The sequence below is a fragment of the Anaerovorax odorimutans genome (genome assembly GCF_024459955.1).
Classification (GTDB): domain Bacteria; phylum Bacillota; class Clostridia; order Peptostreptococcales; family Anaerovoracaceae; genus Hominibacterium; species Hominibacterium odorimutans_A.
Genome location: NZ_JANFXK010000011.1, coordinates 22140 through 37465, shown reverse-complemented (window position 1 = coordinate 37465; position 15326 = coordinate 22140). Strand labels below are relative to the sequence as shown.

The window sequence follows — 15326 nt, the reverse complement described above, 5'->3', positions numbered from 1 at the left end:
GGGTTTCAATGGACGCCACATTACGGCAACGCCGTTAAAAATCTATGCGGTCATTATAACCCGCAAGCCACGTCGCCGCGGGTTTCAATGGACGCTACATTGCGGCAACGCCGTTAAAAATCTATGCGTCCATTATACTATCTTGTCCACATTATAACAAGTAAATTCCAACGTGTTTGCGAGAATTTTGCTGTTAAAAGCAAATTAGTTCTGTTAAAATAGGATTATGGAATATTTAAAGATATGTAAAGGCAATTTTATAAGCAGGCCAAACCGTTTTATCGCAAGCGTAAACATCGAGGGAAGAGAGGAAAAGGCCCACGTAAAAAATACCGGTCGTTTGAAGGAGCTGCTGGTCCCGGGCGCCGCCGTCTATCTGGAAGACTTTCAGGGCAGAATGGGAACGCGGAAGATGCGCTACTCTCTCATCGGCGTGGAGAAAAACGGAGCTCCGGTCAACATCGATTCGCAGGCTCCCAATCAGGTAGTGAAGAAGGCTTTGACGGGAGGAAATCTGCAGCTGCCGGAGATGGGCAAGATTGTTATAGTAAAAGGGGAGCAGGTTTACGGAGATTCCAGACTGGATTTTTATGTGGAGGACGAAAGCGGAAAAAGGGGCTTTATTGAGGTCAAAGGGGTGACGCTGGAAGAATCGGGGATAGCCAGATTTCCCGATGCGCCTACGGTGCGGGGAGTGAAACATGTGGAAGAATTGATTCGGGCCAAAAGGGAAGGTTACGGGGCCTTCCTTTTATTTGTAATTCAAATGAAAGGAATTTCCTGTTTCATGCCCAATGACAGAACACATTCCGCTTTTGGAGATGCGCTTCGGAAGGCGGATAAAGAGGGTGTAAAGCTGATGGCCTATGACTGCCAGGTGTCTCCGGGCAGCCTGCGGCTCTCTTCTCCCATACTGGTGAAGCTGTAATAGCCCGTTTTGCGGCACGTAGACAGCCCCATGATGTGAAATAAAAGAGAAAGGTTTTTGAAAAGAAACGGCCTTTCTCTTTTAGCTTTTTTGAATAAAAACCTGAGAAAACGTTGAAATTATAAGGGGTTGAGGGCGATGCTCCACAACCGGCCTCTCTGGATTTTTACCACATATGGGAAGAATCCAAAAGACAAAATACAAGATATTGTGGTTGACAGTAAATTGGCTTAAAATAGGATATTTGCACAGTCAAAAAGTGGGGTAAAAAAGATGCAAAATGGTGGAAAGTGGTTGCGAGGTGGAGGAATGTGGAGTAAAATGGTTTCATCCTAACATAGGGGGAGTGGCAGATGCTGGTAGGCAAATATCAAAATTCCATAGATGCCAAAGGCAGAATGATCGTGCCTGCCAAGTTTCGCGACGAGCTGGGACAGAAATGCATTGTCAGCAAGGCAATCGACAAATGTCTCGAAATCCATCCTATGAGTGAGTGGGAAAGGTTTATGGAAAAGCTTAGCAAGCTGCCTTCTGCCGATCCAAAGGCCAGGCAGCTGGCCAGGCATTTCTATGCGAGCGCAGTAGAAGGGGAGATCGACAAGCAGGGACGGCTGACGATTCCGCAGGAATTGCGGGACTACGCCAATATCGGGAAAGATCTGATTACAGTGGGATCTTACGAGAAGATCGAGGTGTGGAGCAAGGAAGAGTGGGACAGCAGCGAAACTACCGGGGAAATGGACCCGAGTCAGCTTGCGGAAAGTATGATGAATTATGATTTTTAAACATACTTCAGTTTTGTACGATGCGTGCATAGAAAATTTAAATATTGATCCAAAGGGAATCTATGTTGACGGTACTTTAGGGGGAGGCGGACATGCCAGCGGTATATGCCAGGCACTTTCCACCGAGGGGGCCCTCATTGGAATCGACAGAGACAGCGATGCCCTGCGGGCAGCAGAGGAACGTCTGGCGCCGTATGACTGCAAAAAGCTATTTGTGCAGAGCAACTACGCGGATATTAAAGACGTATTAAATCAATTGGGGATTAACGAAATAAATGGGGCGCTCCTGGACCTGGGAGTATCCTCCTTCCAGCTGGATAACGAGGAACGGGGATTTTCTTATATGAAGGACGCGCCGCTGGATATGCGTATGAGCCAGGATGATTCCTTTACCGCTTATCAGGTGGTCAATACTTATAAAGAAAAAGAGCTGACGGAAGTCATAAAGAAATATGGGGAAGAAAAATGGGCTTCCAGAATCAGCAGGTTCATTGTAGAAGGCAGGAAGGACAAGCCGATCGAAACCACCGGACAGCTGGTGGAGCTTATAAAGGCAGCCATTCCGGCTTCCGCCAGGCGCAATGGGCCGCATCCTGCAAAACGGACTTTTCAGGCGATTCGCATTGAGGTTAACGACGAGCTGGGGCAGCTTGAGCGGGCCGTAAGCGAATTCTGCGATGTGCTGGCCGATAAGGGACGGCTGTGCATCATAACCTTCCATTCGCTGGAGGATAGAATTGTAAAGGACATATTCAACAAGCGGGCCAACCCTTGTACATGTCCGAAAGAATTTCCCGTATGCGTATGCGGGAAAGTAGCGGATATCAAAAAGGTGACGGGAAAACCAATTGTTCCGACCGAAGGGGAGCTGGATGAGAATCCCAGGGCGCGGAGCGCAAAATTACGGGTTATTGAAAAAAAGAGGTAAACGATGATAGCAGCAGAAAAGTGGTATGAATACCAGGAGAATTACCAAAAGTACGGTTTTGACATGAAGCCGAAGCAGCCGAGGAAAAAGGTAAAAAAGAAGAAGAGCACAGTTACCGCAAAGGATAAAGTGCGTCTGATGGTTCTTACCGTGATCGTCGGTGTGGTTTGCATTGGTTTAATCATTACCACGGCCTTTGCCGCTTCCATCAAATACAATACCAACCGCATCATTGAGGAGAACAATGCGCTGGAGGCAGAGATCGAAAATCTGAACGTAAAGATCTACAGCTCCAACAATATCGAGGCAATCGAAGAGAAAGCCACAAAGGAGCTGGGAATGGTCTACCCGTCCTCCAAGCAGATCGTGTACCTTACGGAAAATGAAAAACCGGACAAAGGGTTCGCGGATACCTTGAAGGAACAGGCATATAATTGACCCTTCAAAAATATAATAGCATATCCGCAGAGTAAGACATTGGTGCGCCGGACCGCAGACCGCAGGATTAGAGGATATGTTTGGATAATTGCATAAGAGAAAAGAATACCAGGCAACTTAATCAAAAGCGGGAGGATGTCTGGCTTTTTTTCTAAATAGGGGAGGAATATGACAAAACCACTGAACAAGAGCAAAAAACGGATAATCATCGCCTTTGCGATCATGTATGGAGTATGCGTGCTCCTGTGCTTTCGGGTGGGATGGATTCAGGTGGTGAAAGGGGCCGAATATTCCAAAATGGCAACTGAACAGCAGACCAGAGACGTGCCCATCGCAGCCAAAAGAGGCGTCATCTACGATACTAACCGGAAAGAACTGGGCGTCAGCGCTACCTGCTATTCCGTATGGGCAAGACCTGCCAATGTGAGACGGGGGAAAACGCAGAAAGAAAAGGACGCAAACCAGGATAAAACCGTGGAAGGCCTGGTTGAGATCCTGGGAAAAGATGAGAAGGAAATCGAAAAGCTGGTAACGAAAAAACAGGCGCTGGTTAAAGTAGACAAATATCTGGATAAGGATACGGCCGATAAGATCCGCAAGGCGGAGCTGCCGGGCATTGAGATCGCAGAGGATGTAAAGCGCTACTACCCATTGGGCGCGTTTCTGTCCCATACTCTGGGCAGCGTTACCGATGACAATACCGGACTGTCGGGACTGGAACTGCAATATAATCAATATCTGTCGGGCATCTCAGGAAGATGGATCAAGAATACGGACATTACGGGCAACAGCCTGTCTTACGGGGAAGAAAAGTACTATCAGGCTGAAGATGGGCTGGGATTGGTACTGACCATTGATGAAACGATTCAGCACTATGTGGAGAAATCGCTGAAAACCGTACAGAAAAACACTAAGGCGGACCGTGTGATGTGCATTATGATGGCCCCCAAGACCGGCGATATTCTGGCGCTGGCTCAAATGCCGGAATTCGATCCCAACGATTCCAAAACACCTTTGGATAAAAAAGAAAAAGCCAAGCTGGAAAGCCTGCCGGACAGCAAGAAGATGGAATACTGGAACGCCATGTGGAGAAATTCTCTCATCAGCGATGTCTATGAGCCGGGTTCTACCTTCAAGCTGCTGACCACGTCCATGGCGCTGGAAGAGGGCGAAACCAAAATCAGCGAGCATTTTAACTGCACGGGTTCCATCAATGTGGCGGGGACGAAGCTCAGCTGCTGGCGATCCTATAATCCCCACGGAAACCAGACGCTGGAACAGGCGGTCGGTAATTCCTGCAACCCGGTATTCGTAACGCTGGCCCAGCGCATGGGCATCACAAAGTTCTACAACTACCTGGAGACCTTCGGCATTTCCGAAAAGACCGGGATCGACTTCCCGGGCGAAGGAAATTCCATTCTCCAGAACAAAGATACGGCCGGTCCTGTGGGCCTGGCTACCATGGGTTACGGACAGGGCGTGGCAGTTACACCGATTCAGCTGATTACAGCCATTTCCTCGCTGGGAAATGAAGGAAAGCTGATGCAGCCGAGACTGGTAAAGGCACTGGTAGACGAAGATGGGAATACGGTAAAAGAGTTCGACACAAAAGTCGTTCGCCAGACCGTTTCTCAAAAGACCGCCGAAGAAATGTGCGGCATCATGGAATACGTTGTGGCAAAAGGCGGCGCGGGTACCGCAAAGGTAGACGGCTATAAGGTCGGCGGCAAGACCGGTACGGCCAACAAAGCGAAAAACGGCGGATACAGCGAGCAGACTTTCTCGTCCTTTATCGGTATGGCGCCGATGGACGATCCGCAGGTGGCGGTGCTGGTGATTGTAGATAACCCGAAAGGCGTTAAATTCGGAAGCCAGACAGCGGCTCCGGGAGCAAAACTGATCCTGGAAGATACGCTGCGCTATCTGGATCTGCAGCCAAAGCTGACAAAAGAAGAAAAGGAAGAGCTGAATAAGGGCCAGGTTACAGTTCCGAATCTGGTAGGCGAAGGCCTTGAAGAGGCCATCGGCATCCTCGGCGGACTATCCCTGAAATACGAAGCTTCCGGAGGGACACAGGATGAAGACTTCATCATCAAGGACCAGTATCCGAAAGCGGGGACAAAAATTGATAAAGAGGGAACAGTATATTTATATAGGAAGTGATGTGAAAAGTGATAGAGGTTTTCGGAATTACGGGAACCAATGGCAAAACTACGGCATCCTGTATGCTGAGGAAGATACTTGAAGAAGAGGGCGGAGCATGCGCCCTGATCGGAACCATCCAACATCAGGTTGGCAAAAAACATTATGTGCCCATCAATACGACTCCGGGAAAAGAGCTGCTGAAAGAACTGTTCGATGAAATCACCAGGCAGAATATCGGGAGCTGTGTGATGGAGGTTTCCTCCCACGGCATCGACCAGGGGCGGATCGCGGATGTCCGGATCGCTTACGGCGGATTCAGCAATCTGAGCCAGGACCATCTGGACTACCACAAGACGATGGAAAACTATTATCAGGTAAAAAAACGCCTTTTCCTGCAGTGTGAAAAAGGCGCCTGCGTCAATCTGGACGACCGCTGGGGCGAAAGACTTTTTAAAGAACTGACCGCTGAGGTTGACATCCCGGATATAAAGGGATATTCTCTTAACGATACAGGTGCGGATTTTTACGGCGAGCTTACGGAAGAAAAGCTGACGGGCAGCAGCTTTACCTTTTTTGAAAAGGGGAGGGCGCTGGGAACTCTGAGAACAAAAGTGCCCGGCAGACATTTCGTCTATAACGCCATGCTGGCGGCATCCATGGCCCGGCAGGCGGGAGTCGGTTTCGCGGCTATAAAACAGGGACTGGAAAAGCTTGAAAAAGTGCCCGGCAGGATGGAGCTGATCGGTGATGAGGAGGACTCGCTGGGGGTAGTCGATTACGCCCACACTCCTGACGGACTGGAAAAGCTTTTGCGGACTCTGGCAGGGTTCAAACGGGGCAGACTGATCTGTGTCTTTGGCTGTGGAGGTTTTCGCGACAAAGGAAAACGGCCGCTCATGGGCGAGATCGCAGGAAGGTATTCCGATTACTGCATCATAACCAACGACAACCCCAGGGGCGAACCGCCGGAAAATATCTGCCAATCCATTGAAGAAGGACTGTATCCGACAGGATGCGACTACTGCGTTTTGCTGGATCGCTATCAGGCAATAAAAAGAGCCGTTTCTCTGGCCACAAAATGGGATATAATAGTAGTAGCCGGAAAAGGTCATGAAACCTATCAGCTCAGCGGCGACGAAAAACTGCCCTTTGACGACAGGAAGGTTTTGAAGGAACTTTTGGAGAAAAAATATGAAAAAACTTACAATGAAACAGATTGAGGAAGGAACCGGCGGCAGGCTGATCCGCGGGAGCGGTCTGGCAGAGGTAGGGGAAATCTGCACGGATTCCAGAAAGGCGAAAAGTGAAGATCTCTTCTTTGCGCTGGTCGGCGATAATCACGATGCCCACAGCTACATCGGGCAAGTGATAGAGGCCGGATCCCGGAATCTGGTGATCTCCGATGAAGCGGCCCTTTCACAGGCAAAGGGCGCGGAGGAGGTCAGCGCTGTGCTGGTGGAAGATACCACTGCGGCTCTGCAGCATCTGGCAGCCTACTACCTGGGCCTTTTGGACATGAAAAAAATCGCGGTTACGGGAAGCACGGGAAAGACTTCAACCAGGGATATGATCTGGTACGTGTGCTGTGAAAAGTACAAAGCCCAGAAAAACGTCGGCAATCTGAACAACCATATCGGCGTGCCTTTAACAATCCTTTCCTTTGAAGAGGACACTCAGGTGGGAATTCTGGAAATGGGTATGGACAAATTCGGCGAGATCGATCTTTTAGCAGAGCTTGCCAGACCGGATATCGGGGTCATTACTAATATCGGCCTGTCTCACATCGAAAATCTCGGCAGTCAGGAAGGGATTTTTCAGGCAAAGATGGAGCTGACCAATTATTTCGATGAAAAAAACACGCTGATTGTCCACCAGGACGATGAGTTTCTGAATAAAGAGAGAATCCAGGGACCATACCGTCTGGTGACCACCGGGTTTGACGGAAAAAGCGATTATATCATTTCACGTATTGACGATTTCGGTGCGGAAGGTATACAATTTACGCTGGAACACCGGGGGCAGACCCAGAGATTTTCTCTGCCTGTGCCCGGCAGACATAATGCCTTTAACGGGGCTCTGGCCGTGGCGGCCGGCGCACAGCTGGGGATCACCATGGAGGAAGCCGCCCGGGGTCTTTCAAAGGTGCGGCTGACCGATAAACGGCTGACCGTCCGGGGAAAGAACGGAATCAAGGTGATCGACGACACCTATAACGCCAGTCCGGATTCCATGAAGGGAGCCATAGATGTGCTGATGCACACCAGAGGGCTGCGCAGTGTGGCGGTTCTGGGGGATATGTTTGAGCTGGGGCAGACCAGCGGCGAACAGCATCGCTTAGTGGGGACCTATGCGGCTGAGCAGGGCGTAGAGCTGCTTGTTGCCGTGGGAAAGGACGCCCGCTTTATCGCTGAGGGAGCCAAAGAAGCGGGACTGAAGCAGGTTCGCTATTTCAGCGACAAGAAAGGGTTTCTCAGCGAAATGGAATCGATCATTGAAAAAGGCGACGTCATACTGGTCAAGGGTTCCCGGGGCATGAAAATGGAAGAAATCGTAAAAATTATTATGGAGTAGTAGGAGTAGTTATGAATTATGTTACCATTGGCATTGTAGCAATCTTAGCATTTTTAGCATCGGTCGTATTCACTTCCCTGGAGATTCCTATTCTGCGGCATAAGCAGGCAGGTCAGAATATCCGGGAGGAGGGACCGAAATCACATTACGCGAAAGCGGGCACGCCGAGCATGGGCGGACTGGCGATGATCGGCGCTACCATAATCGGCGTAGCCATCGGCCGCTATTATTCGCCGCAGCTGGCAGCGGTCGTTCTCGTATTTGTGCTTTTCGGCGCCATCGGATTTTTTGATGATTACCTGAAGGTTGTGAAGAAGAACAACCTGGGGCTCCGGGCCTATCAGAAGTTCGGACTGCAGATCATCATTTCCGTGGCTTTCGCGGTTTATATGGCAATGTTTTCAGGAGACGGGACTTCCGTTTGGATTCCTTTTGTCAATATCAATGTAGATTTTGGAATATGGTACATCCCGTTCATCGCGTTTGTTTTGCTGGCCATGACCAATGCCGTGAATCTGACCGACGGACTGGACGGACTGGCTACAGGCGTAACCGCGCTGGTTTCTCTGTTTTTTGCCATCGCCGCCGTTACCTACGGAGCCAGCTCCGGAGCCGGCGTTTTCTGTTCGGCACTGACAGGAGCGTGTCTGGGCTTTCTTGTATATAACAAAAATCCGGCAAAAGTATTCATGGGAGACACGGGTTCGCTGGCCCTGGGCGGCGGACTGGCGGCAGCGGCTATTGTCATGCACTTTGAATTGCTGCTGCCCATCGCAGGATTTGTATACGTGATGGAAGCGCTGTCCGTAATCATCCAGGTGGTGAGCTTCAAGCTGACAGGAAAACGGGTGTTTAAAATGGCGCCGCTCCATCATCACTTCGAGCTGAGCGGTCTGAAAGAAAAGCAGGTGGTCGGAATCTTCTGGGGAGCCGCGCTGATTTTCTGCATTATCGGATTGGGAATTTTATAGAGGTAGAGATATGAGAACGAATTTAGACAATATCAGGAATAAAAACGTATTAGTGATCGGGCTTGGAAGATCAGGAAAAGCTGCCATACAGGCGGCGCTGAAACTGGGCGCAAAGGTGTTCGTGCAGGATTCCAAGGGGATCGAAGAGGTGGACCCGCAGCTTCTGGCATTTCTGGAGGGATGGGACGTCACCTGTTACTTTGGAAGCAATCCGCCGGATATGAGCATCTTTGATATGCTGATTTTGAGTCCGGGCGTTTCCCCTGAGCTGGAGTTTATTCGGGAGGCAAAGGGAAACGGGGCGGAAATCATCGGCGAGCTGGAAATCGCTTACCGGATCGGACACGGAAACTATATTGCCATTACAGGAACCAACGGGAAGACGACCACTACGACTCTGGTGGGTGAGATCTTTGAAAAAGCGAAGAAAAAGACGTATGTGGTGGGAAACATCGGCGTTGCCGTTATTTCAAAAGCGCTGACAGCAGAGGAGGATTCCTGGCTGGTGACAGAGACCAGCAGCTTCCAGCTGGAGACTACCAGATATTTCAAACCGGTGGTATCGGCGATTCTCAATCTGACTCCGGATCATATGGACCGCCATAAGACGATGGACAATTACGGAAATGCAAAGGCAAAAGTTTTCGAAAATCAGGATGAAAGTCAGCACTTGGTAATAAACTATGATGACAAGGCATGCTTTGCTCTGGCGGAGAACTGCAAAGCCAAAGTCGTGCCTTTCAGCAGATTGGAAGAGCTGGAATTCGGGGCGTTTGTAGAAGACGGCAGAATCGTTATCCGTGACGAAGACGGCAAAATGATTCCTTTCTGCAGGGCCGATGAGCTGATTATTCCGGGAAGCCATAATCTGGAGAATGCTCTGGCAGCAGCAGCTGTGGCCTATTTCGCAGGAATCGATCCGGACGTAATCACCCAGGGACTGAGGGAGTTCCAGGGCGTAGAGCATCGTATCGAATACTGCGGACAGGTGGACGGCGTACGTTTTGTCAACGATTCCAAGGGTACCAATCCGGATGCTTCCATTAAAGCGGTGGAAGCTATAGACGGCGGGATCATCTTGATCGCCGGCGGCTATGATAAAGGTTCATCGTACGAAGAGCTGATTCAGGCCTTTGACGGAAAGGTAAAGCATTTGGTTCTTTTGGGGAAGACTGCGGCAAAAATTAAAGAAACGGCTGAGAAGATGGGCTTTACCGATTCTATCATTGTCAAAGATATGGAAGAGTGCGTGAAGGAAGGCTTCCGGCTGGCTGAGCCGGGCGATACGGTCCTGCTTTCTCCGGCCTGCGCCAGCTGGGATATGTACACCAGCTTCGAGCAGAGGGGCGAGCACTTTAAAAACTGTGTCGCAAGACTGGAAAAATAATAGGAAAACCGGGTAATTTGGAGATGTCAATGAGAAGTAAAAGTAAAAACTTAAGAGCAGGGGACTTTTTACTGGTGATCCTGACGCTGGGACTGGTAGTCTTTGGGGTGATTATGGTTTTCAGCGCCAGCTATTATCAGTCGATAAACGAGTCGGAAAGCGGCACGCCCTACAACTATCTTATCAAAGATGTGGTATGGGCGCTTTTGGGATTCGGCCTGATGATCTTTACCGCGGTTTTCGACTACCGGCATTATAAAAAGTTTGCTCTGCCGGCGCTGGTAATCAGCTTTCTTCTGCTGGTGCTGCTATTGATTCCGGGGGTGGGACAGACGACCAACGGTGCCACCAGATGGTTGGGCGTGGGCAGTTTCACCATTATGCCGGGCGAAATCGCCAAGATAGCGCTGATTATCTTTGTGGCATGGTTTCTCAGTGAAAAGCCGCAGAGAATCAAATCTTTCACCGGAGGGATACTGCCACTGTTCGCCATCTGCGGCGTATACGGCGGGCTGATTCTGAAGCAGCCCAACATGTCCACCGCCATCACGGTGGTAGCCATTGTAATTCTGATGATGTTCGTAGCCGGGATGAGCTGGCTTTACTGCGGCGCTCTGGTAGGGATCGGTACGTTGGGGATCGCCGGGATCATTATCGCCAACCCGGGCAGCCACTGGGCGCAGCGAATCACCAGCTTTACCGATCCTTTCGCCGATCCCCTGGGAAACGGATTCCAGGTAGTACAGTCTCTCATGGCCCTGGGATCGGGAGGTCTCTTCGGAGTGGGGCTGGGCAAGAGCATCCAGAAGAATCTTTATCTGCCGGAACCGCAGAATGACTTTATTCTGGCTATCATCGGCGAAGAACTGGGGTTTGTCGGCATTATTGTGCTGCTGATCGTCTATTCGGTACTGATATGGAGAGGAATCCATATCGCCATCAACGCGCCGGACCAGTTCGCCACGCTTTTGGCTTCCGGTATCACGATTATGGTAGCCATTCAGGTAATCTTAAATATCGCAGTTGTTACCTCATCCATGCCGCCGACCGGCATCACCCTGCCATTTGTCAGCTATGGAGGCAACGCGCTGATGCTGTTCATGGGGGCGATGGGCATCCTGCTGAACATTTCACGGCATACGGCAGAGGTAAAATAGGAGCAAGGATCAATGAAAGTAATTATGACAGGCGGCGGGACCGGAGGCCATATTTATCCGGCCATCGCCATTGCGGACAAAATCAAAGAACGTTATCCGGACAGCCAGATTCTGTTCGTCGGAACCGAGCACGGGCTGGAAAAAAAGCTCGTGCCCGAAAACGGTTACCCCATCGAATTCATTACGGTGGCGGGCTTTAACCGTAAAAATCCACTGAAAAACATCGAAGTGATGAAAAAACTCAGCAAAGGAAGCAAGCAGGCAAAGGAACTTATCAAGACTTTCAAACCGGATCTGGTCATCGGTACCGGCGGTTATGTCTGCGGCCCGGTGGTGCGGGCGGCCCATAAAGCGGGAATAAAAACATATACTCACGAACAGAACGCTTTCCCGGGGGTTACCAACAAGCTTTTGGAAAAATATGTAGAGAAAATGTTCCTGGGTTTTCCGGAAGCGCAGAAATATTTTAAACATCGAAAAAAACATGTGCTGTGCGGAAACCCGGTGCGAAAGGTCTTCTTTGATGCTGACGGCAGAGAATCGCGCAGAAAGCTGGGGTTTGCCGAGGATGATTTTGTCCTGCTGGTATTCGGCGGCAGCCAGGGAGCCGGCCGGATCAATAAAGCCATGCTCAGCGTTATCGAAACGCTCAACGGAATGGACAAGGTCCAGGTGTGCATGGCTACGGGGGCCAGATATTACGATGCCATCTTAGGCGAACTGCAGCAGGAGCGGGGCGTAGAGCTGGCGGATAACATTCATATCTTAGAATATATCAGTAACATGGACGAATATCTTTCCGCTGCCGATCTGGTCATCAGCAGGAGCGGAGCCCTGACCGTAGCAGAGGTGACGGTGTGCGGCAGGGCGGCGATTTTTATCCCTTCGCCGATCGTTACCGGCAATCATCAGTACCATAATGCCAAGGCAGTGGCCGACCATGGCGGCGCGGTTATTATTGAAGAGAAGGATATGGACAACGAGAAACTCATTGCTCAGATTCTCAGATTTAAAAACAACCCGCAGCTGATCGCGGAGATGTCCCGCCGCAGCAAAGAATGCGCGCCTATGGACGCGGTGGAGATTATTTGCAACAATCTGGATATCCAGTAACTTAAAAGATACCTCCGGCATACTATGAAGTATGTTTCGGAGGTGTTTTATAATTTGGAAAGCTATCATATACGGGGCGGAAATCCAATCAGCGGGGAATATACGGTAAACGGAGCAAAAAATGCTGCGCTGCCGATCCTGGCCGCCTCCATTGTTACGAAAGATGAAAACCTGTTCACCGGCTGTCCGCGAATTTCGGATGTGGCCATCATGGGAGAAATACTCAGATCTCTGGGGTGCCGAACCGAGGAAAAAGGCAGCTGTATTCTCGTGGATACGGCAGGGGTAAATGAATACGAAGTGCCGACCGACCTGATGGAGAAGATGCGTTCTTCCATTTTTCTGGTGGGACCTCTTCTGACGCGCTGCGGCAAAGCCGTTATCAGCCAGCCGGGCGGCTGCGCCATTGGGAAAAGACCCATCGACATACATATCAAAGCGTTGTCACAGCTGGGCGTTACCATTGAAGAAACAGGTCAGAGGCTGGTATTTACCGGCGGGCGGATGAGCGGTACCAACATCATTCTCGATTTTCCCAGCGTAGGCGCGACGGAAAACGTCATGATGGCCGCGTTGGGAGCAAAAGGCGAAACTGTAATTCATAACAGCGCCAGAGAGCCGGAGATCATGGATCTGCAGGATTATCTCAACGGGTGCGGCGCCCGGATCAAAGGAGCCGGTACCTCTCAGATCACCATTAAAGGCGGCCTGCCGCTGCACGGCAGCGACCACCGAATCATGGGAGACCGCATCGAAGCGGGAACCTTTCTCATGGCTGCTGCGGGAACAGGAGGAGAGCTGCTGGTAAAAGGCGTGGAAAGCGATGCCTTAAGGTCCCTGCTGCGCCATTTGAAGCACGCCGGATGCAAAGTGAAACGGCATCCCAAAGAGATCTGGATCCAGGGTCCGGGCAGGCTGCGCTCCGTAGGCAGACTGCAGACCGGCCCCTACCCGGATTTCGCCACGGATCTGCAGCCCCAGTTCACTGCAATCATGGCAACTGCCGCAGGCAGGAGCCGAATCGAGGAAACAATCTTTGAAAATCGGTTTAAATATGCGGGGCAGCTGATAAAAATGGGCGCAGATATTGAAATTTTGCAAAGAACCGCTATAATAGAGGGAGTAGAGTTCCTTGAGGGGTCCCGCGTTGCCGCCGAAGATCTTCGGGGAGGAGCGGCGCTGGTTCTGGCCGGCCTCATGGCATGCGGCGAAACGATAGTAAATGACGTTCATTACATTGAACGGGGGTACTGCGATTTTCATGGGGAACTAAAAAAACTAGGCGGGGATATCGGTAAGAGTTATGAAAGAACATGAGACAAAACAGTTTGACTGGCAGCCGGAAGAGGGTGCTTTGGAGAACGAAGATAAAGAATACACAGAAGGGGCGCCAGAACACGCCCCTTCTAAAATATCGGGAAAAAAACCACCGAAAAAGAGAAAACGGAAAAAGAAACGGTATGTGCTGAAAGTTCTTTTGCTGATTTTGATTTGCGTCGGTCTTTACTTTTTCCTGCATTCCAGTGTCTTCAATATCAAAACCATCAACACTTCGGAGAGCAGCCACTTTACCGCCCAGCAGATTCAGGAGATGGCAGGGCTGAAAAAGGGCATGAACCTGTTCGAATTCAAGGGCGGCAAATGTGAGGACAAGCTGGAAGAAAACCCCTATGTTCAGGAAGCCAGGGTAAAACGAAAGCTGCCGGGGACGGTCAGCATCGAGCTTACGGAGCGGAAGGAAATGGCCATACTGGCAAAGGACAGCCAATTTGTAGTGATCGACGGTGAAGGGATTGTCCTGCAGGTCGCTCAGCAGGCGCCTCAGCTGACGTTTCTGTCGGGAGTAACGGTCACCGAAGCCAAGGAAAACGAAGCGGTTGAGGTAAAAGAGGAAAACGTCTATAAAAAAGCCATGAGACTCCTTAATGAAATGGAAAAGGCCGATCTGTATTTCAAGCAAATCGATGCGTCGGAAGTGGTGGTCAAGGCCTATCTGACCGATCAGCTGTTCTGCAGAGGCAAGGCCAGAAACCTGCTCAGCAGCATGAAGGAAGGAAATCTGCAGGCAGTCATTTTCGATCTCTATAAAAAGGGCGAGAAAAAAGGCGTCATCAACGTTGGGGACGATCAATATTTTTCCTTCAACAAAAAAACCAAATAGGAGACAGTCATGGCAAAATATAAAGGGATCGCCATTGCCGCGGTCCTGACATTTCTAATCGGGTTCATCATTTCCGTTCAGATCAGCACCACTGAGGGAGATGATCAGGGAGCTCTGGTGCCTCTGGCTAAAATCAAGGGCTATGAGGCCCAGCTGAAAGAAGCGACGGAGGAAAAGGACGCCGCTCTGGCCCGTCTTTCGGAGCTGGAGGATCGAATGGCCGACATTGAGAAAAGCAAAGCCGGCGAAAACAGCTCTGTAAAATCCATGGTAGAAGAAAACGAAACGAATAAAATGCTGGCGGGCCTTGTGGACGTCTACGGTCCCGGTCTTGTGGTGGAAATAAAAGACCCTCCGGCAAAGGAGGAAGGCGGTGAGGAATTCAGCCTGATCGCCTACAATTACGAGTACCTTCTCAACGTGGTCAACAAGCTGAAGGAAGCCGGCGCCGAAGCTATTTCCATTAACGGAGAGCGGATTGTCCAGACGACGGAAATCAGTCTGGCAGGCGATAATATCAACATCAACGGCAAGGCCACGGCGCAGCCCTATACCATAAATGCCATTGGGCCGGGGGACACCATGGACGCGGCTATTACCATCCGGGCCGGTATCGTGGAGACTATGAAGAGTCAGGGGCTGGTGGTCAGCACAAAAAAGAAAGACCGCATTGAAATCCCCCGCTATACGGGAGTCATCGATTTCAAATACGCGAAACCGGTCAAGGATGAGTAGGGTATAT

14 protein-coding genes are annotated in these 15326 nt (G+C 50.4%); all 14 read left to right on the top strand.

What is annotated here, in order from left to right:
• Nucleotides 1-226 precede the first annotated feature (226 nt).
• The 14 genes from sfsA to NE619_RS10565 all read left to right on the top strand — a co-directional run bounded on the left by sfsA (nt 227) and on the right by NE619_RS10565 (nt 15319).
• Entirely contained in the window at nt 227-928 is a 702-nt protein-coding gene (gene sfsA, locus NE619_RS10630) for a DNA/RNA nuclease SfsA (RefSeq protein WP_256132396.1), read from the top strand.
• 353 nt (nt 929-1281) lie between these two features.
• Nucleotides 1282-1713 carry a division/cell wall cluster transcriptional repressor MraZ gene (mraZ, locus tag NE619_RS10625; RefSeq protein WP_256132395.1) on the top strand — a complete coding sequence of 144 codons (432 nt, stop codon included), beginning with the start codon at nt 1282-1284 and terminating at the stop codon, nt 1711-1713.
• Nucleotides 1703-2641 (top strand): 16S rRNA (cytosine(1402)-N(4))-methyltransferase RsmH, encoded by a 939-nt coding sequence (rsmH, locus tag NE619_RS10620; RefSeq protein ID WP_256132394.1) that lies wholly within the window; start codon nt 1703-1705, stop codon nt 2639-2641. The genes mraZ and rsmH overlap by 11 nt, the downstream gene beginning before the upstream one ends.
• Nucleotides 2642-2644: 3 nt before the next feature.
• Nucleotides 2645-3079 (top strand): cell division protein FtsL, encoded by a 435-nt coding sequence (locus tag NE619_RS10615; protein WP_256132393.1) that lies wholly within the window; start codon nt 2645-2647, stop codon nt 3077-3079.
• A gap of 168 nt (nt 3080-3247) precedes the next feature.
• Nucleotides 3248-5242, top strand: a complete 1995-nt coding sequence (locus NE619_RS10610) for a penicillin-binding transpeptidase domain-containing protein (protein WP_256132392.1) — start codon at nt 3248-3250, stop codon at nt 5240-5242.
• A gap of 8 nt (nt 5243-5250) precedes the next feature.
• Entirely contained in the window at nt 5251-6444 is a 1194-nt protein-coding gene (locus NE619_RS10605; protein ID WP_256132391.1) for a UDP-N-acetylmuramoyl-L-alanyl-D-glutamate--2,6-diaminopimelate ligase, read from the top strand.
• Nucleotides 6416-7795 carry a UDP-N-acetylmuramoyl-tripeptide--D-alanyl-D-alanine ligase gene (locus NE619_RS10600; protein WP_256132390.1) on the top strand — a complete coding sequence of 460 codons (1380 nt, stop codon included), beginning with the start codon at nt 6416-6418 and terminating at the stop codon, nt 7793-7795. Before NE619_RS10605 ends, NE619_RS10600 begins: the two co-directional genes overlap by 29 nt.
• Nucleotides 7796-7806: 11 nt before the next feature.
• Nucleotides 7807-8766 (top strand): phospho-N-acetylmuramoyl-pentapeptide-transferase, encoded by a 960-nt coding sequence (gene mraY / locus NE619_RS10595; RefSeq protein WP_256132389.1) that lies wholly within the window; start codon nt 7807-7809, stop codon nt 8764-8766.
• A gap of 10 nt (nt 8767-8776) precedes the next feature.
• The gene (murD, locus tag NE619_RS10590) at nt 8777-10153 is read left to right on the top strand and encodes a UDP-N-acetylmuramoyl-L-alanine--D-glutamate ligase (protein ID WP_256132388.1); all 1377 of its coding nucleotides are present in this window, start codon (nt 8777-8779) and stop codon (nt 10151-10153) included.
• A 29-nt stretch (nt 10154-10182) separates the two neighbouring features.
• Complete coding sequence (ftsW, locus tag NE619_RS10585) at nt 10183-11310, top strand: putative lipid II flippase FtsW (RefSeq protein ID WP_256132387.1); 1128 nt, start codon at nt 10183-10185, stop codon at nt 11308-11310.
• 12 nt (nt 11311-11322) lie between these two features.
• Nucleotides 11323-12423 (top strand): undecaprenyldiphospho-muramoylpentapeptide beta-N-acetylglucosaminyltransferase, encoded by a 1101-nt coding sequence (gene murG, locus NE619_RS10580; RefSeq protein WP_256132386.1) that lies wholly within the window; start codon nt 11323-11325, stop codon nt 12421-12423.
• Between the two features lie 54 nt (nt 12424-12477).
• On the top strand, nt 12478-13740 hold the full coding sequence (gene murA / locus NE619_RS10575; RefSeq protein WP_256132385.1) for a UDP-N-acetylglucosamine 1-carboxyvinyltransferase: 1263 nt from the start codon (nt 12478-12480) through the stop codon (nt 13738-13740).
• Nucleotides 13727-14584: a cell division protein FtsQ/DivIB gene (locus NE619_RS10570; RefSeq protein WP_256132384.1), complete on the top strand. Its 858-nt coding sequence runs from the start codon at nt 13727-13729 to the stop codon at nt 14582-14584. Before murA ends, NE619_RS10570 begins: the two co-directional genes overlap by 14 nt.
• A gap of 9 nt (nt 14585-14593) precedes the next feature.
• Nucleotides 14594-15319: a DUF881 domain-containing protein gene (locus NE619_RS10565; RefSeq protein WP_256132383.1), complete on the top strand. Its 726-nt coding sequence runs from the start codon at nt 14594-14596 to the stop codon at nt 15317-15319.
• Nucleotides 15320-15326: the final 7 nt, after the last annotated feature.